This window comes from Microbacterium oryzae (assembly GCF_009735645.1).
In the GTDB taxonomy this organism is placed as follows: Bacteria; Actinomycetota; Actinomycetes; order Actinomycetales; family Microbacteriaceae; genus Microbacterium; species Microbacterium oryzae.
Genome location: NZ_CP032550.1, coordinates 671,034 through 688,253 on the forward strand (window position 1 = coordinate 671,034; position 17,220 = coordinate 688,253).

The window sequence follows — 17,220 nt, forward strand, 5'->3', positions numbered from 1 at the left end:
ATCACCCGATCGCGGCGATGTCAGCTCTGTTAGGCCGCGTCGTCCGGCCGGAGATCGAGGACGACCGCGATGTCCGGCCGGCCGGCGACGGCGGCTTCCATGACCTCGCGATGCTCGGCGTCGATCCCGTGCTCGGATCGCTGTGCGACGGCACGCGCGCGCTCGAGATCCGCGCTCTCCATCGCGTAGACGAGGATCGGCCCGTCGGACGTGTCGAGGATGACGGCCTTTTCGTGCATGACGCCCTCGTCGGCCAGCGTCGCCAGAGCTTCCGCCCTGCGCGGGCCGTCGACCTCCTGAAGCCAGCTCTCCAGTCGTTCGCGTTGGTCCGGTTCGATCCGGCGGATGGTCAGGGAGATCATGCGCGCAAGGCTAGCGGCGCTGAGGCGGTTGCGATGCTTCGAGGCTAGTTACCGGCCCCGGCGCGATGGATCCCCCGCGAGGCGGACATTCCTCCGTGATTTCCGCGAGGCAGCAGAGCCGAGGCGCGGTGCCGCGTCACTGCTGGCCGAATATGACCACCTGCCATGCGCTCTCCACGCTGCTGTCATACGCCTCGAACCTCACGGCGACGACCTCTGTGCCCCGTGGCGATGGCAGCGCAAGGACCTGCGTGCCCTGGTCGCACGCGAGCGATTGGGATGCGCTCGTGCTCCCGCCGCTCGCGAGATCCAGGGTGATCATTCCCGTCATCGTGGCATCGCCGAAGCAGTCGAATTCGACCCGGTCGAGCGTCACGGGCTCGTTGAATGACACGCTGTCGCCTTCCCCCGACTCCTTGCTCTCGTCGACGCTGACCATCGCACTGAAGCCGGCCCCAGCGCCGTCGGGCAGTGGCATCGAAGCCTGCTCCGCCATCCATTCGGGGACAGCCGGATCCGCTGCGTCCACGGATGCGCACCCGACGAGCAGGGACAGTCCGAGAACAACGGGAACAGCCATCAGGCGGTCGTGGCGCATACGTGCACCGTAGTGATGCTCGGACTCCGAGGGCGACGAGCGCGCCGGTGAGAACTCGTGGACGCGATCGAGCTCGTCGGACAGCAGCACGGTGTGGGGGAGACCACGCAGGGAGTCGGCGTCGTCGGCGATACCTCGAAGGCGGGCGGCGTCCGCAGGTGCCTCCCACGGGAACGAATCCGGTTCCGGTGCGTCGTCTTGCACGAGCGCGCGGGCTTCTGCGATCACGTCGGCCGCCGAGCGAGTGTGCTGCTGCTCCGATGAGCGGGGCGGACCAGGGCCGGGATCGGACGCCGCTCGGCGGCCTGACTACGATTCCACCGTGCAGGGCTCTGTGTGCCACCGGCGGATGGCGTGGTCGCGCTCGCCGCGATGATCGTCCCGTCGCTGACCGGCTGCTTCGCGCCATCCGCTCAGATGGGCCCCGATGCGAAGACGCAGGAGCGCGTCGTCGCGTCTCCTTCGCCGACGCCGGAACCGACGCCCGCCGTTCCCCCCGACGGCACCGTCGCCACCGGCGTCCTCGTGGACGACACCGGGTCCAGGCTCGGCGAGGTCTCCGTCGACGTGAAGGATGGGGCGTACTGGCTGCACCTGCCCCTGCCCGCATTCGAGGGGTACGAGGAGATCACGCCGGCGCTATCCGACAGTCCTTTCACGCTCGACGAGTGCGGGGCAGCCAACATCTGGCAGTTGGGTTTCGGCGGCGTTGACGACACGAAGGAGACGTACGACGTGCAGCTGTCGACGTTCTACGACGACCCGTCCTTCTTCACCTCGGCGCTCTACGTCGCGACGGGTCTCTCACCGGAGCAGGAGGAAGCTCATGACGGCTGCTGGCAGCCGATCCTCGCGAAAGCCGATCTGCACTGGACCGCTCCGGTCGTCCGTCCGTGGGCTCAGGTCGAGGATGCAGGGCCGGCGTCCGGCGCACGAGGGACGACGGAGATGGTCGACGCCCGGCTGCTGTACACGACCGCGGGCGGCGACACGTGGGCATCGATCGCGGCACGCTTCGGAGTGTCAGAGGACGACCTGGAGTGGATGAATCCCATCCGCATCCCCGGAGATGAGCGGATGGCCTACGCACGCCAGGTGCTCAACCTCGATCCTGAGAACCGCGGCGACAGCGAGTCCCGTCGACCCCAGTGAGCGACGCGCGCTTCCTCCGGGCGCAGGCCTTCGCCCTGGTTGAGGGGTCAGCGCACGAAGCCCGACTGCACGCGGCCACCCGCGACGACCAGCTCTGCTTCCACGCGGTCTGCGAAGGCGTCGAACATTCCGGTCAGCAGCGGCGCCGAAAGGGCATCGGCGCGATCTGCGTCGAGTTCGCGCAGGCGGCGCGGCAGGTACTTGCCGGCGCCGATCCACCGGCTCAGTGTGAGCAGGATCAGTTCGGCGGTGCGCTCGAACAGCAGAGATGCCGTCACCTGCCTCTCGAGAGCGTCGGTGCTATCGCGCAGATCGTCCAGCAGATCGGTGATGACGTAGCGACGGAACGCCAGCTCATGAGCGTCGGCAGTCGGTCCTCGGTCCAAGATCGGCTGCCAGGTCGACCGCAGTTCCTCCAACCGCTCGCCGCCTCGTATCTCCACGCCCTCGGTGAGCATGTGCAGGATCACCGGTCGGTGCTGGGCGACGCCGCGCTCTGCCCAATCAGAGAATCCTGCGCTGATGTAGGCGAAGACCTCGAAGAACTCGTTGTCGAAGGCGAAGCCGCCGGCCAAGCTCTGCCGGCCGTCGGCGAAGAGGCCGTCTCCGATCACGAGGAGGTCGATGTCGCTTGTCGGAGTGCGAGTCCCGCGTGCTGTGCTCCCTCCGACCACCGCGATCTCAGCTGAAGCGAAATGCGCAGCGAGGAACCTCTCGACGACGTCACGCTCTTTCATAGGAGTGAGCGTAGGGGGCGGTTGGAGGACGCAGTCGATCCTCGACGAGCGTCGGTACGTCTCGGTCCTCACGGCCGCGGTCCGGTCGATGACCTTCGCACCCTCGCCTCCCTCGGCGAAGTGCTTCGCCAAACATCGAGCCCAGCAGCAGGACTGCTGAGCAGCGATCAGGAGATGGAGTCCACCCTCGAGTTCGATCGCTGCGCGAGGATGGCGCCGTGGGGCCGAGGGTGGGGACGAGCGCCGGTCCGGGTGTGTGTCTCGATGACCGCGAAACCGGCCGCCCGCAGCTCGCCGCTCAAGACCTCGGGTGGCCAGCGATATGCGGTCGCGACGGCGTGATCGAACTCCTCTACCGCCGGCCCTGTGAAGAATCCCAGCAGCAGTCCGCCCCCTGGGCGCAGCACCCGAGCGAACTGATCGAGCGCGCGACGAATATCGCCGGGCCGGTGGTGAACGAAGGAGTACCAGGCGAGAACCCCGGCGAAGCTGTTCGCGGGGTGAGGCAGTGCATCGATGCTGGCCACGTCGAACGGAACCCCGGGGTGCACGGCACGCGCATGCTCGACGAACGCGGGCACGAGATCGATCCCGCGAACGTCGTTGCCCCTGCTCGCGAGATAGCCGCTCCAATGACCTGGGCCGCACCCGGCATCCAAGATCAGCCCTCGCATCTCATCGGCCCATGCCGTCACCAGCTGCAGGTCGGACGGGTGCACCGACGCCATCGAGCCGAGATGCTCCGCGTATTCGTCTGCGCGACGAGCGTAGGAGGCGAGGATGTCGGAGCCCATAGCGGGAGCCTACGAGCCGAACATGCGGACGGGTGGCTCGGCGCAGACGAGGACGATGACGTCGCCCCCTCGTGCGAGAGTGAGGGCGATTCAACGGGGGAGGCCGAGATGTCTGAGCAGTTCGACGTCGAGGAGCGGTACCCCGAAGAGTGCTTTCGTCGGCTGCGCGCCGCCGCGCTCTTTCTCATGATCTCGCAGCGCCGCTCGGTCTGAGAACTGCTCTCGCCGAACTGCGCGTGGCACGGCAGGATGGCGAGGTGAGTCTCTACGTCCGTCCGCCGATCGACGCGCCGGTCTTCCATGACGCGGACGGTCAGGTCATCGACTACGGAAACCGGTGGCACGGGTCGCCGCCCGAGGACACCTATTCAGTCGACACCCACCCGGAACGCTTCGCGCCCCTTCACACCGTCGCAGCAGCTCTCATCGCGCACCTGCTCGAGACCTACGATGTCGAGGTCGAGGAGGGCACGGAGACGGCGGCGGATCTTCTGCACCCGGCATCTCACGACGTGTTGCGTGCCGTGCGGCTTCGCCCCAGCGATGCGGCCTGCGCATCGCTGACGCTGGTCTTCACCGCGTACCCCGGGATCTACATGCATGCAGGCTTGTTGCACGACTTTCACTACCCGGTCTGCGGTTGTGACGCATGCGACTCGGATTGGCAGGCAGAAGCCGATGATCTCGAGCAACAGGTGCTCGCGGTCGTCGCCGGCAACTACAGAGAGAGCGTCGAACGCGGGAACCGACCATGGGTTGAGTACGCCTACACGTATCCCGATGGCGCGAGCTCAGGACGGTCTCGGCCCGAGGACCTTCCGGAAGAACGTCTTGCGGCGGCGAGGCACATCCTCCATACCCTGCCTGAGGGGTGGGCGCCTTGGCCATGCTCGACCCCAGGGAGCATGATCAGCAGGGCTTGGCTGTGCTCTCCGCGCGGAGAAGGGTCTCGCGCATGTTGCTGACATTCATCGTCGTCATCGCATCCCTCGTGGTCATCGTGATTGTCGGGGTCCTCGCGCTCGATCGATATCTGTCCGGTCGACCGCAGAATCTCGACGCCCGCCCACGCGCTGAGGCGATGCAGAACGGTCGGGAGCTGCTGCTCCCTCGATCTGGTCTGGTTCGACGACCGCTGCCGGGTCGTTCACGTCGTCGAAGGCGCACAGCCACGGCCTTGGCCGCTGTTCCATTCGTGCCGCGCCCGGCTCGTGGAGTTGTCGAATTCTTCGCCGGACAGGCCGAGCGATACGGCCTGGACGTGCACGGCGCAAGACTGGAGTGGTGCGCGCGCTGATCCCGCCTGCCCGATAGCGGAACAGACGCCGAACCGGCGCGGCGCGACCTCCGGCGGTTGGGTGTAAGTCGCTATTTGCACGCTCCTACCGGGTGGAGGCGACCGCCCGATCGGCGCTTTCCAGGTTCAGCCTCGCTGGACGAGGTCGAACGACTCCCGGATGGCCTGATCGAGCGTCGGATAGCGGAATGCGAAACCCGCGGCGATCAGCTTCTCGGGGAGCACCCACCGGCTCTTGAGGATCAACTCCGTCTCGGTGCGGATGGCGATGGCGCCGAGCTCCAGCATCCATCGGGGCATCGGCGGGCCGAAGCTGACGCCGAGCACGCGGCGCACCGTCGCCATGAACTCCGCGTTGTCGACGGGGTGCGGCGCCGCGGCGTTCACCGGTCCCTGCAGACCCGGAGTCTCCTCGATGAAGTCGACGATGCGGGCGACGTCTTCAACATGCACCCAGCTGAAGCGCTGGCGGCCCTTCCGCGCGCCCGCCAGGTGCGCGGTGCCCGCCTGCCGTCGTCCCGGGCTCACGGGCCACCAGCCATCGTGCTGAGCCCCTCCAAGTCCCAGACGAGCGAGCTTCTGCAGTGGCCCGAGGACGCCGCCATGGCCGAGGACGATCGCGCTGCGCAGCGCCACGCGTCGGGTGCCGGCCAGGTCCTCGGCGAACAGAGCGTGCTCCCATGCTTTCGCGACCTCCACCGAGAAGCCCGTGCCGAGCTCGCCGGTCGACTCGGTCATCGGCCGGTCCTCGGCGTGACGGTAGATCGTGGCGGTCGACGAGTTGATCCACAACGGCGGGGGAGCGCTCGCCTTGGCGATCGCGGTGCTGAGCGCAGCGGTGGTCTCCAGCCGCGAGCTGAAGATCTCCGCGCGGTTCTCGGGTGTGTAGCGGCAGTTGACGCTCTTGCCCGCGAGCCCGATCACCAGCGCCGCCCCGTCCACCGCTGCCGCGATGCCGGCGGCGTCGCTCCAGACGAGGTCAGCACCCGAGCGCGAGATCGTCACCACCTCGCGCCCCGCGTCGCGGTAGCGCTGCTGCAGGTGACGGCCCATGAATCCGCTGGATCCGCCGATCACGACACGGCCGGTGCTCATGTGTCCTCCTCTATGCGATAGCGGAATGTGCCGCCGTACTCGTAGATGCGTCCGATGACGGGCAGATCGATGGTCACGCGCACTCGCTGCGCGCCAGCCTCCTCGTCGAAGCTCTCGACGAGCCGGACGACGGGTGCCAGGAACCGCGGAAGCCGCAGCCGCAGCACGCCGAGCCGCATGCCGACGGCTCGGCTCCTCAGACGCAGCGCACCGGTGGCCACATCGAGGTCGAACTCCGCCGCGACGACCACTGGGTCTCCGATCTCGTCCACTGGACGCCCGTGGCGATTCAGCACGACGGCGTCGCGCATGGTCCAGCGGCCCTGCGTCGACATTAAGACGCGTTCGCCGAGCAGGCGGCCGGCGACAAGACGGTTCGTGATCCGGAAAGGTACGTCCTGCTCCCACCCTGCGAACAGGACGCCGCGGCGGTGGAGAGGCCGAAGCAGCGGCTGCAGCCACCTGCGCGAAGTGCCGACCCGATCGAAGACTCCCTCGCCGATCCCGACGTGGCCAGGCGGGAGAGTGTCGAAGTATTCGCGCAGCGTGAGATGCAGGTCCGCGCGACGAGTCCCTAGCGCCCGGGCGTACGGGGATGCGCCAGGGGACATGCCTCCGAGCCTAGCTAGCGGATTCGGTCGTTCCACGCAGGCGCAGCAGGTCGATCAGAGCGCGCAAGCCAAACGAGGTGTGCTGCCCCAGCGGCGGAGTGCCAGCGAAAGCGATCTACGACCGCGGACAGGATCGGTGCGTGCGTCAGCACGACGAAGATCACGTAGCCGACGACACCACCGACGGTGTTCCAGATGAAATCGTTGATGTCCGCGACGTGACCGCCGGAGAACAGCCTCTGCGCGGCGAGTTGAAGGAGTTCGATCGTCAGGCTGACGACCGCGGCGGTGAGCAGCGTCTTCCACCAGGATGGCCGGCGCATCAGCAGCGGGATCAGGATGCCCAGCGGCACGAACACCACCACGTTCGTGAGGGCGTCCGCGAGTTCGTAGTCGTGAAACGGGATCAGCGCCAGCGCCGGCGCCCACGGCTCCTCGTTCGGGGGTGGGTTGAGGAAAATCGGGAACACTGTGTTCGCGAAGACGCCGGCGGCGTAGACGGAGATCGCGGCCGCGACGGCAGCGCGCGGCCAGGTGAAACGTCCTCGCCGAAGCAGGAAGACCAGTTGGATGACGAACACGACGACGCCGAAGGGAACCGCAACGGGCAGGACCGGGACTTCGCCGAACGGGTTGGAAGACACTTAGTGCAGCTTAGTGACGTCGAACTGCCGCTCAGGACTGGTGGGGTGGACCGTCCCGATAGTTGATCCCTATCCGGGCGCTGACTGCACTGGTGGCGTGTGCTTCATCTGGAGGCATCAGCACGACCTGGCGTGGTCACACGGTCTTGTGTCCGACGGGGCGGGACTTTGTCCGGGGCGTGCTGTCGTGGGCGGTACATTTCGGCTATGGGATATTCTGCGGCGCGGTGGTCGCGCCCCGTCGTCAAGCTCCTGGCGCTTACCGTGGTCGGTGCCGCGGTCGTCGGTGTGAGTGGTTGCGCTTCCGAGGCTCAGGTGAGTCCACAGTTCGCGCGGACGTCCGCGGAGGCGATCTTCAACGCGGACACCGCCTACCCCGTAAATCTCCTGTTCGTCGCTGATTCGGGCGACAGGATCTGGGACTCGCTGGCCGGGGTGGCTATCGTGGACGGCGCGAGTTTCGGACCGGGCGAGGTCGAAGTGCACCGTGGTGAGGACGACGGTCAGTCGGAAGTAGGGAACATCACCTTCTCCTACCCGGGAACCGAAGGGGAATCGCGCTTCTCGCAGGTGGAGCTGTACTTCGAGGGAGAGCGCGAACCGGTTGTCGTCGATGTGGGTGACTGGTCGCTGGAGCCTCAGACTTCGGTGTCGACTCAGTCGCCCCTGAATGAAGAGGTCGTGGCCATGTCCGAGTGCGGCTCCTACGAGGTGGTCTTCGCGGATGAGGACCAGGCAGATCCCGAACCCGACTTCGTCGTCGGCACCGAGGGAATGCAGCTGCAAGACGCCTCCGTCACCGAACGCGGAGACGGTCACGGCGAACTCGCCGCTAGTGCCACGATGGCCTGCTCGACCGAGTACGACTCTTATGTAGCATCCCCTCGGGTGATCGGACACAACCAGGAAGGCGATGAGGTCATCTTCCAGGCCTCACCGGTTGCCATCGGCTTCACGTCGATCGACGACGCCGCTTTGGCCCGCATTCGCGCGCGCTGAGCGACCGAACCCCGAACGACAGGGGATTCTCACCGAACGAGTCTGTCCCGATAGGCCATCCTTCACCGGGAGAAGATGAGATGAGTGAGGTTGACGGCTCCGGTCCGGCGGTGGGGGGTCACCATGCCAGGCCATGCTCTAGGAGGATTAGGACGTGCTCAATGCCCAGGAGTCCGAGGAACTACAGCAACTGCGTGCGCGCGCGTACGGACCGGGCGGGGGCATGGAAAGTGACCGCCTCGCGCAGCAACGGTTGCTCGAGCTCGAGGCGATCGCGAACGGGTCCGCTCCTGAAGTGGACACTATGCCGGTGGACGGTCCGGTTGAGCGCAGTGTCTCTGAAGAGGCGTCCTCGAGCAGGGCCACACCCAGCGCTCATGGCGCGGGACGTGCCGTACCGGTGCTCGTCGCCGTTGCTGGTGCTGTTCTGCTCGCGGTGGGCGCCTTCCTCGGAGGTTTCGCCTTCGGGCAGCACGAGGACGACCCTGTCAGCCCAACCGCGTTCCGGGAGGGTTACCCACCGTCAGTGCGCGAGAGCTACGAACGCGTAGCGCCTTCTCTGGACTGGGACGACCCCTACCAGATCTCGCTCGCGTCCGAGGGTGAAGCGGGAACGATATGGGTCGGCACCGCCGGCGGGCATGCGTATCAGTGCTCAGTCCTTGACCACGGCGGTGGGAAAGTGGAGACGCAATGCACCAGTGCGGTCGCGGACGACGACGATCCCGTGCGCTTCACGTGGCCCGACAGTCTCGCCGACGAGGGATCCGGCGCCACCACAGTGACTATCGGCAAGAACGGCCAAGTGAGCGCGTCCTGGACGCAAACGCTTCCGGAGTAGATCGGGGGAGCGGAGGCTCCTGCCGCGTCGGCTGTAGGGAGCCGACGCTGTCCGAATAGACGATCCTTCACCGGGACACCTTCCGGGCGAGTAGCTCCGAATGGTCTGTGCTGGTTAGAACAGCGCGATCCCGACGCCCAGACTTACAGCTGTGAGGACGACGAAGAGGCCTCCGAGGGCGAACGTGCCCCACATCCTGACCGGGTCGATCCTGCCGTCGACTCGGCGCCGGGCGGCAGTAATTCCTCCAGCGATGCTTGTGACGAGCGCGATTGCGAAGCCGATGCACACAAGAGCGATTGCCGCTCCCGGAAGCGCCAACTCACCCGCCGTGGTTGCGGTCTTCTTGATCCAATAGGCGCCGCCCATCACACCTGCGATCCCGATGGCGGTGCCCGCCAGCATGTATTGCAGCGGTGACCGTTCAGCTGAGAGGTACGCGACCGAGGGATGTTGCGAGGTGGGCGCGCCAGTCATGACATCACTATGACGGACGCCGCTTGCGAACTCCACGCTGCCCTCCAGCTAGGCCGTGCCTTGAGCAGCAGGATTCCGACAGTGAGCCGTCCCAATAGGCAATCCTTCAGCGGGACAGCCAGAGTTGTGTAGCGGATCGCGGATACTGCCTGTCCTTCCGTTGCCGCGGGTGATCGTCGACACTGGGGAGATGTCGTACGTCGAGGTTCCCGCAGACGAAGTCCCTGACCCGCGCATCGAGGCGCTAGAGCAGTTGAGGGAGATGCCGGTTCCGACGGCGGTGTTCGTGCCCCAGCCTCACCTCGAGAAAGCTTCCACTCCGAGTCTTCAGCGCAGGGGCGTGAGTGAGGGCATGCGGGGAATGAACGTGAGCTTCACCTACATGTTCTTCCTCGATCCGGATGATCGGATGGCACCCGAGAATCTCGCTGAGCTCGATCCGGACACAGAACGCGCTCTTGAGGAGGCTGCGGACTCCGCAGGCCCGAGCTGGTTGGTCGAGATGATGGAGGAGATGCGCTTCCCGCAGCTGTGGGAAGCGGTCCGCACGAGCTGGCACCGTGATGAGGACGAGTCTTCCTCGCTGGATGCCCTGTTGCTCGAGCACGCGGAACACGTGCTGCGCAACTGCTTCCGGACCCAACGGGGACTCGAGGGCTTCGCTGGCGGTCTTCCTCCCGCCCCCGACTTGAGTGAGAGCGCCCTCCAACGACCGGCCTTCCTCGTCGTTGACGGCGTCGAGCTCGAGGGCGCACGCATTGATACCGACCCGCACGTGTACGCGATAGGCGCCGAGTTGCCATCAGGTGGCACGGCCACCGGCGTCGTCCCTCGCGACAAGCTCGATCACATCCGGCTGGAACTGAAGACGCACCAGCCCTGACTGTTCCGATAGCCCATCCTCCACCGGGACACCTCCCGCGGTTTGACCAGCGCCCTAAGCGCTTCAGGCGTCCATACCGCGGCGGTGCGCATCATTGCTTGCCGTACATGACGACCTTCCACGCGCTTTCGGTGGTGCTCTCAGAGGCTTCAAACCTCATCGCTGCAACATCTGCCCGTCGCGAAGGCGACACGTTTAAGATTTGCCGGCCTTGATCGCACTGGAACGACTGCGATGCTTCGTCGTTATCCCCATTCGTCAACTCCAGGCTGATTGTTCCGCTCATCGTGCCGGTGCCGAAGCAGACAACCTCGACGCGATCGAGCGTCACCGGCTCGTCAAACAGCATGCTGGCGCCTCCGCTCGATTCCTCCGGATTCGTCGCGGTGCTGATCAAGGAGCTCAAGCTAGCCACTGCTCCTTCGGGCAGCGGCGCTTCGTCCTGATCTGCTAACCATGCAAGTGCTGCGGCATTACTCTGATGTGCCGGGAAGCACCCGGCGAGCAGCAGTAGCCCGGCGGCAGCGGGAAGGGCAAGCAGGCGTTGGAAGCGCATGACTGCACCGTACTTGGCGCAACGTCCCGATAGCCGATCCTTCACCGGGACACTGCGGTGCGGGCTACTTCGCAGCAGCGGCGATGAAGAGTTTTCCCCTCTCTCGTGTCGGCTGACGACACTCACCGCTGCCGCGTTGCCCGCTTGTTGGGGTGGCCGTAGCTAGGCCCCTGCCGTCCCCCGCTAACGATCGGCTCCGCTCAGGTTGGTGGCCAGACGGCGCGGAGGACGCGGATGGCGTCGTCGAGTTCCGTTCCTGTCTCTGCGCTTGTTTGGGCGAGACGTCGGGCGGCGTCGAGGACGGCGCGGTTGGTGGTGCTCGCGTTCGCGCTGACTCGGGTGCCGCCTCCTGTTCGCGCGGTGAGGTATCCCTCGACCTCGAGTGCCTTGTAGGCCTTCGCGACGGTGCCGGGAGCGATGGCGAGGTCTTTGGCGAGTTGCCGTACGGAGGGCAGGCGCTCGCCTGCGGCGAGCTGCCCAGTCGCGATCCACCCGCGGATTTGGTCGCGGATCTGCTCCGCAGGTGGGGTGGGCCCGGACAGGGTGACGATCATGCTGCGCCGGTCGGCACGCGCGGGCGCGAAGCGGCCGCGGAGAGGAGCACCGTCGCCCAGGACGCGAACCCGAGGGTGATGGCCGCCCAGGACAGTACGCGAAGAGCGGGCTCGAGCGCGGCGAACGTCGTCCAGAACGTGGCGATGCCTTCCCCCGTGGGGAACTGGCTCCGGATCGACGCGGTGCCGGCGAGAGACGCGAGGACGAGGCCGAGGTGCACAACGAGCGCGCCTCCCGCCGCGGCGAGAACATTGCGGCTGCGCACAGTGCGTTGCCGGACGTCCTCCTGCGCCGAGGAGTCGATCGCCGGCGCGGAGATCAGGAACAGATCGAGGAACATGACGGCGACGAGCGCGGCGACGAGCAGGAGACATGGAAGAGAGTAGAACCACCCGTAAATACCCGTGCCCATCGCGCGTTCCCCACCCAACGGGACGAAGTACATCGTGTATCTGCCGGTCTCGGGGTCGGGCTGCGAAGCCGCCCCAGCGGTGAGAGAGACCGCGAGCAGGACGGCCACGATCGTCGTCGTCAGGATCATCCAACTCGGTCGCACGAAGCTCAGCGGAGTTCGACGAGCGAGCTGCGCCATCCCGCTGCCGCGGCGAGGGCGAACAGGCAGCCCAAGGAGCACGATCCCCATGAGCCCGACCGCGAGCGGCCACGCGAAGCGGGAGGCGACAAGCAGGGCGGAGAGCGCCGCGGGAATCTCGAACGGCAGCAGCACGGTCGCGTTCAGCAACGGAACGACCGCCCCGAGGAGCACGAGAACGAGGCCGGCGAGCAGCGTCCAGGAACGAGCTGGACCCGCCAACGAGTCGGCGCGGCCCCGGATGATCCACCACACCAGGCCCACGATGAGGCCAACGAAGACAGGGCCCAGGGACAGGAGAATGACGAACACCACGCCAGACCACCTCCTCAACTTGTGTCAGCCAGCTAATACGTCGCAACGTACCAGTTGAAGAGTACAAACGATAGAAGTCTGTCGTCCGTTCGAACCTAGGCCGCGATCTTCCCGGTGCTCGACGAGATCCAGTGCAGCGTCGCGGCGAGGCAGAGGCCGGCGTGGTAGTTGCGGGCGGTCGTTTTCTGAGCGCATCGCAATCCCGCGCCACTGCATCGCATCGCCGGTGGGCCTCCAGTCAGCAGGGCTTGTTCCCGGTCCAAAGCGTCCACCGATCGCGCTCGATCACCCGACCTGCGGGCAGGACAGCCCCGAGCGCGCAGACCAGATCGTCGAGCTCGGCGTCGGTGAGATCGTGAAGAATGCTGCGACCGGTGCGTGCTGCGATGTCCGCTTGGTACTCAGCGACTGACTCGTAGCTCCTTCGTTCCTCCCAGAGCTGATGCAGCTTCACATCAGTGAGGCCGGCCATTGTGAGGTCCTCTGCCATAGCGGAAGCGGTTGGGCGACGTTCCTGCTCGATCGTTAGAAGGTGCGGATGTACAGAGAAGAAGTATCCGCGGGGGTGGTCGGGAGCGGGCGGTTGCTCGACGTCTTCGAGGGTTCGGTCTTGCACGATCACCCAGCCGCCGGGCCGAACGATTCGCGCACATTCTGCTGCGAACTGGCCCGGACTCGAAAGATGATGAACCAGAGCTCGTCCGAATACGATGTCCGCGCTTTCCGCGGTGAGTCCGGTGTGCGCGGCATCTGCTTGCACGACGTCGAAGCGGTCATCGGAGATAGCCTCGGAAGCGGTTTCGAGGAACTGCGCGCTGATGTCCACGCCTATAACTTGGGACGCGCCGAGGTCGAGCCACGCCTGCGAATACGTGCCGCCTCCGCATCCAACGTCCACAATTACCTTGTCGCGTGCATCTCCAATGATGTCGAGAATCGCCCCGTGCCAGCTGGGGCTGGCCGATCTGTCAGCGTAGGTCCGACGGACGAGCGGGTCGAAGAAGTCGATTGGCACAGTCGCTCCTACCAGCATGTCCGGGTATCTCGACATCAAGATATATCTACGACGCCGCGGAAGCAACGGCTCCTGGGGATCGACGCATCGGCCTAAGACTTGAGTAATAGGGACAAACAGCGGCCATCGGAACCCGCAGGAACGCCCCGATCACCAGGAGGGGGAATTGGGCCCCTGCCGCTCGGCGAGTCGCCCGCGACCACCAGCGCTTCATGCGAAGACCGTATCGCTTCGGCCGCAGAGGGCTGGGCCCTGCGTCGATCGGGCTCAGGCCTCGCGACGGACTGTGAATCGCCAATCCTGATAGACGGCGGGCTACCGGAAGCCGTTGGCGAGCGGTTGTCCCGATAGCCGATCCTTCACCGGGACAAGAAAGCCGCTCAACGACGGTTGCTTCGTCAGTGAATCTGATACAGCCAACGCACTCCCTGCGCGTCGGGGGCGGGAGGATTCGTCGGGTCCATCATGTCGTAGGACTCCAAGACTTCCGAGATTGACATGAGCGAAGCCCAATCCTCTGGTCCTGCCGACGATGCAGGATCCTCAGGGTTTGGCCCAACCATTGCCTGCCATTGCTCGTCTCCGATCGTTCTCGGGATGGGAATGCGCACACCGAAGAGCTCGTCCTTGAGGCCAGCTGCGCCGTGGAAGATTACTTCCACCATGTCGCCACGTGCTTCTGATCGCACGACGGCGAGATGAGATGCGGGGCCCTGAGGTACTGCGAGCTCAATGAGGCGAGCCCAGTCGATGGAGGCCGATTCAGGCTGCGGCATCCCGCACCCACTTCGGGCACACGACAACTCCGTTACACATGGCCGTGATGACTCCCTTTGCCGACTTGGTCTCGTGAACTACCTTCATGTCCATCGTCTTGGTGACCCTGCAGATCCCAACGGTGCACACATACTGGTTAGCGGGAGTCATGTACACGAAGGACGTTCCCTGCTGAACCCGCTTTCGGGGGAACTGAACGGTCTTCTTGATCATGTTCTGAGTCACCCCATGCTTGTCACGAGCTTTGGCCCAACCCCACGAGGTTTCGTTCCTGTAGCGGAGGTACACCGACTTCGCCTTGTTATCCTTCCACTGATTCACGATCTTCCATGAAGGGGTGGTGGCGGCAGAAGTTGCAGAAAGCGGGGGGACTGTGTGGGCCTGATAGATGTCAGTGCCCATGTCCTCAGCGATAGTAGCGAGCTCTGTCTCCGAGATGGTCTGCCCGAGCTCGACTCCGAGCTCGCCCACAAGCGTTACCACGACCTCATCTTCTCGCGCCTCATCGAGGGTTGTTCCTTCGGCTGGCGCGGCACCGAGCATCAGGCCCATAACCACAGCGAGGGGAACGAGGGCTTTGGATCGAAGAATCTTGCGCATGACTGTCTACATCTGGGAACGGGCTGGCGCGTCTGCCACAACTCGTGACGAGCAGCTCTTGCCGGCCAGGGTGCCATCCCGCGCACACCGTGCGGTAAACGCCGGTTGAACGGGCGAGGCTCGTCTCGCTTCCGGAGGTGTCCCAATAGACGATCCTTCACCGGGACACTCACGTCCCTGTTGTCGGCTTAGCTTCGCTGATGCTCTCGCTGTAGGCGTTTTCATATGTGGGGTTCGGGCCTGAATAGCACCTGGCCGGTGGCATCGGGGTCGGTGAAGAGACGTACGCCGCGTTCGTCGGCGACGATCACTTCGTCGTTCGTGGTCGTTGTGAGGGCTTGCACGGCGCCGGAGATCTCGCTGCCGGCCGTCCATTCGCCGGAGTCGGCTTGATACATGAGGGTGCCGTCGAGTCGTGCTCCGACGATGCGTCCGTCGCTGAAGGTCGTGATGAGACTCATGGCCGGCGCGTTGGTGTCTGGGGTGAAGGTCTCGCCCCCGTCGCGGCTGATATGTAAACCGGTGGCGGTGGTCGCGTAGAGGGTGTTGGGGTTGATGGGGTCGGCGAGGATGTCCCATGCGTCGAGGCCGGTGCCGTCGTTCCAGGTGCGTCCGCCGTCGTCGGAGCGGTAGATGGTGCCGAAGTTGTTCGCGTAGATGCGGTTCGGCTCGGCGGTGCTGATGGTGAGGTCGTGGAAGTCGGCTTCGCCCGTGAGGGCGACGTTGTGCCAGGTGTCGCCGTTGTCGTCGGAGCGGATGAGTCCGAGGTTGCGGTCACCGAAGTGGTCGGGGCTGTTCTTGCCGGGGTGTCCGGAGGCATAGAGGGTGCCGACGACTGCGGTGAAGCCCATGGCGTCGAAGTCGTTACCGGCGATCGGGCCGGTGAGTTCCGCGTCGCGGTCGATCTCGTCGAGACGGTAGATGCCGCCGTGGCTGGCGACGAGAAGGCCGCCGGTCTCGCGGTCCTCCGTGAGGCCGTGGATGTGTTCGAGGGCGATCTGGGTGTCGTGGTCGGGGTCGGATGGGCCGGTGCATGCGGCTAGGAGCATGGCGGCTGCGGTGGTGAGGGTCACCGTTGTGGCGGTGCGGTGAAGGGCAGGGTGGACGGGCATGGTCACTCCAAGAAACGTCAGACGGGGTCGACCGGTGGCCGCCCGGGGAGGGCAGCCACCGGTGTGAAGGACGTGCTCACCGCCGGGCGAGCATGTCCTCCATCTGCGCGATCTCAGCGGCCTGGTCGTCGATGATCTTCTGCGCCAGGGCGAGGGCGTCGGGGTTCTGCCCGTCCTCGAGCTGCGTCTGAGCCATGTCGATGGCCCCTTCGTGGTGGACGATCATCTGCTCGAGGAACAGCGTCGACGCGGGTCCACCGTCGGCCTCTTCGAGGGCGACCATGTCCTCTTCGGACATCATCCCGCCGCCGTGGTCCATGCCTTCCATCTCGGGATCCTGCCCCCAGGACTCCAGCCACTGTTTCATGGTCTCGATCTCGGGGGCCTGCGCGGCCCTGATTTGCTCGGCGAGGGCCGCGACGTCCGGGTCGACGCCGTCTTTGACGAGCAGCGTGTCGGACATCTCGATGGCCTGCTCATGGTGCATCGCCATGCCCATCGCGAAGGACACGTCGGCATCGTTGAACGTCGCCTCGCTCGCTTCTGCCGTCGCGGTCGGCATGCTGTCGTGGTCCATGCCTTCCATGACGGAACCGCCGCCGCCGGCGGTGTCGCTGCAGCCGGTGAGGACGAGCGCTCCGGCGAGGAGACCGGCGCTGAGCGTGAGGGTGCGGAACTTCATGATCTCTCCAATGTCATGTGATGTGCGGGCGCGCGACAGCGCACCCCGTGTCTGCGAGGCAGGCAACCGATCACGTGCGACTGATGGAGAAGACGGTCAAATCAGGTGGTCGACTCGGCGCGACCACAGGCGGGCGGATGCCGGGCGGCACCGTGAGCGTTCGAGCCAGCAGCAAGAATCCACGCGTGGGGCGAATGGCGGTCACCAGCGCCGCCACGAAGAGGGCGAGCACGCACGCCATGGTCGACATGCCGTCCATCTCGCCCTGACACCTCCCCTCAGCGCAGGCGGCGCTGCCGTCGAAGGCCGACACCATCGCTTCGGCCTCATGCAGGCCCGCGTCGTGCAGCTGGGCATCGTGGACGGTGGTGACAGGTGCGTGATGGGTCTGGCCCGTGCTGAGGACGTGCATTCCGAGCAACCCGATCACCACCCCGACGACCACGCTGACGGTGAGGAGGAAGGTACGCAGCACCGACCTGCGCAGAGTCAGCTGGTGACCTGTTCGCATCGCGCGCATGCTGTC

At 65.7% G+C, this 17,220-nt stretch carries 22 protein-coding genes; 6 read left to right on the forward strand and 16 right to left on the reverse strand.

Annotated features, from left to right (window positions below; all coding sequences use genetic code 11):
* Positions 1-29 precede the first annotated feature (29 nt).
* Together D7D94_RS03065 and D7D94_RS03070 are read right to left on the reverse strand one after the other, a co-directional pair.
* Complete coding sequence (locus tag D7D94_RS03065) at positions 30-362, reverse strand: DUF6176 family protein (protein ID WP_156241160.1); 333 nt, start codon at positions 360-362, stop codon at positions 30-32.
* A 136-nt stretch (positions 363-498) separates the two neighbouring features.
* The gene (locus D7D94_RS03070; protein WP_156241161.1) at positions 499-1,188 is read right to left on the reverse strand and encodes a hypothetical protein; all 690 of its coding nucleotides are present in this window, start codon (positions 1,186-1,188) and stop codon (positions 499-501) included.
* Between the two features lie 108 nt (positions 1,189-1,296).
* Between D7D94_RS03070 and D7D94_RS03075 the strand changes: the two genes are divergently transcribed.
* The gene (locus tag D7D94_RS03075) at positions 1,297-2,112 is read left to right on the forward strand and encodes a LysM peptidoglycan-binding domain-containing protein (RefSeq protein WP_216648682.1); all 816 of its coding nucleotides are present in this window, start codon (positions 1,297-1,299) and stop codon (positions 2,110-2,112) included.
* Between the two features lie 47 nt (positions 2,113-2,159).
* Here the strand turns inward: D7D94_RS03075 and D7D94_RS03080 are convergent, their stop codons facing one another.
* Positions 2,160-2,849, reverse strand: a complete 690-nt coding sequence (locus D7D94_RS03080) for a nucleotidyltransferase domain-containing protein (protein WP_156241163.1) — start codon at positions 2,847-2,849, stop codon at positions 2,160-2,162.
* A 167-nt stretch (positions 2,850-3,016) separates the two neighbouring features.
* Positions 3,017-3,643: a class I SAM-dependent methyltransferase gene (locus tag D7D94_RS03085; protein ID WP_156241164.1), complete on the reverse strand. Its 627-nt coding sequence runs from the start codon at positions 3,641-3,643 to the stop codon at positions 3,017-3,019.
* Between the two features lie 257 nt (positions 3,644-3,900).
* On the opposite strand from D7D94_RS03085, the gene D7D94_RS03090 reads away from it, so the two are divergent.
* Together D7D94_RS03090 and D7D94_RS03095 are read left to right on the forward strand one after the other, a co-directional pair.
* On the forward strand, positions 3,901-4,608 hold the full coding sequence (locus D7D94_RS03090) for a DUF6226 family protein (RefSeq protein ID WP_156241165.1): 708 nt from the start codon (positions 3,901-3,903) through the stop codon (positions 4,606-4,608).
* The gene (locus D7D94_RS03095) at positions 4,599-4,940 is read left to right on the forward strand and encodes a hypothetical protein (protein WP_156241166.1); all 342 of its coding nucleotides are present in this window, start codon (positions 4,599-4,601) and stop codon (positions 4,938-4,940) included. Before D7D94_RS03090 ends, D7D94_RS03095 begins: the two co-directional genes overlap by 10 nt.
* 126 nt (positions 4,941-5,066) lie before the next feature.
* On the opposite strand, the gene D7D94_RS03100 is transcribed toward D7D94_RS03095, so the two are convergent.
* From D7D94_RS03100 to D7D94_RS03110, 3 genes are read right to left on the reverse strand one after another with little or no spacing between them, the layout of a single operon-like run.
* On the reverse strand, positions 5,067-6,035 hold the full coding sequence (locus D7D94_RS03100; RefSeq protein WP_156241167.1) for an epimerase: 969 nt from the start codon (positions 6,033-6,035) through the stop codon (positions 5,067-5,069).
* Complete coding sequence (locus D7D94_RS03105) at positions 6,032-6,646, reverse strand: DUF4166 domain-containing protein (RefSeq protein WP_156241168.1); 615 nt, start codon at positions 6,644-6,646, stop codon at positions 6,032-6,034. Before D7D94_RS03105 ends, D7D94_RS03100 begins: the two co-directional genes overlap by 4 nt.
* Before the next feature lie 14 nt (positions 6,647-6,660).
* Positions 6,661-7,290, reverse strand: a complete 630-nt coding sequence (locus tag D7D94_RS03110; protein ID WP_156241169.1) for a VanZ family protein — start codon at positions 7,288-7,290, stop codon at positions 6,661-6,663.
* Positions 7,291-7,497: 207 nt separating this feature from the next.
* Here D7D94_RS03110 and D7D94_RS03115 point away from each other — a divergent pair, with 207 nt between their 5' ends.
* Complete coding sequence (locus D7D94_RS03115; RefSeq protein WP_156241170.1) at positions 7,498-8,289, forward strand: hypothetical protein; 792 nt, start codon at positions 7,498-7,500, stop codon at positions 8,287-8,289.
* 154 nt (positions 8,290-8,443) lie between these two features.
* Positions 8,444-9,130, forward strand: coding sequence for a hypothetical protein (locus tag D7D94_RS03120; RefSeq protein ID WP_156241171.1), 687 nt, complete (start codon positions 8,444-8,446; stop codon positions 9,128-9,130).
* Between the two features lie 114 nt (positions 9,131-9,244).
* On the opposite strand, the gene D7D94_RS03125 is transcribed toward D7D94_RS03120, so the two are convergent.
* Positions 9,245-9,607 (reverse strand): hypothetical protein, encoded by a 363-nt coding sequence (locus D7D94_RS03125; RefSeq protein WP_156241172.1) that lies wholly within the window; start codon positions 9,605-9,607, stop codon positions 9,245-9,247.
* A 190-nt stretch (positions 9,608-9,797) separates the two neighbouring features.
* Between D7D94_RS03125 and D7D94_RS03130 the strand changes: the two genes are divergently transcribed.
* Positions 9,798-10,490 (forward strand): hypothetical protein, encoded by a 693-nt coding sequence (locus D7D94_RS03130; RefSeq protein ID WP_156241173.1) that lies wholly within the window; start codon positions 9,798-9,800, stop codon positions 10,488-10,490.
* A gap of 91 nt (positions 10,491-10,581) precedes the next feature.
* On the opposite strand, the gene D7D94_RS03135 is transcribed toward D7D94_RS03130, so the two are convergent.
* The 8 genes from D7D94_RS03135 to D7D94_RS03170 form a co-directional block, all read right to left on the reverse strand.
* Positions 10,582-11,046 carry a hypothetical protein gene (locus D7D94_RS03135; protein ID WP_156241174.1) on the reverse strand — a complete coding sequence of 155 codons (465 nt, stop codon included), beginning with the start codon at positions 11,044-11,046 and terminating at the stop codon, positions 10,582-10,584.
* Positions 11,047-11,246: 200 nt separating this feature from the next.
* Complete coding sequence (locus tag D7D94_RS03140) at positions 11,247-11,600, reverse strand: GntR family transcriptional regulator (RefSeq protein ID WP_173024225.1); 354 nt, start codon at positions 11,598-11,600, stop codon at positions 11,247-11,249.
* A complete protein-coding gene (locus D7D94_RS03145; protein WP_156241175.1) occupies positions 11,597-12,508 on the reverse strand; it encodes a hypothetical protein in 912 nt (303 codons plus the stop codon). The genes D7D94_RS03140 and D7D94_RS03145 overlap by 4 nt, the downstream gene beginning before the upstream one ends.
* A gap of 238 nt (positions 12,509-12,746) precedes the next feature.
* A complete protein-coding gene (locus tag D7D94_RS03150) occupies positions 12,747-13,523 on the reverse strand; it encodes a class I SAM-dependent methyltransferase (RefSeq protein WP_173024226.1) in 777 nt (258 codons plus the stop codon).
* Positions 13,524-14,285: 762 nt separating this feature from the next.
* The gene (locus D7D94_RS03155; RefSeq protein ID WP_156241177.1) at positions 14,286-14,900 is read right to left on the reverse strand and encodes a hypothetical protein; all 615 of its coding nucleotides are present in this window, start codon (positions 14,898-14,900) and stop codon (positions 14,286-14,288) included.
* 221 nt (positions 14,901-15,121) lie between these two features.
* Positions 15,122-16,012: a F510_1955 family glycosylhydrolase gene (locus tag D7D94_RS03160; protein ID WP_156241178.1), complete on the reverse strand. Its 891-nt coding sequence runs from the start codon at positions 16,010-16,012 to the stop codon at positions 15,122-15,124.
* A 76-nt stretch (positions 16,013-16,088) separates the two neighbouring features.
* Positions 16,089-16,694 carry a DUF305 domain-containing protein gene (locus D7D94_RS03165; RefSeq protein ID WP_156241179.1) on the reverse strand — a complete coding sequence of 202 codons (606 nt, stop codon included), beginning with the start codon at positions 16,692-16,694 and terminating at the stop codon, positions 16,089-16,091.
* 70 nt (positions 16,695-16,764) lie between these two features.
* Entirely contained in the window at positions 16,765-17,214 is a 450-nt protein-coding gene (locus tag D7D94_RS03170; RefSeq protein WP_156241180.1) for a DUF6153 family protein, read from the reverse strand.
* Positions 17,215-17,220: the final 6 nt, after the last annotated feature.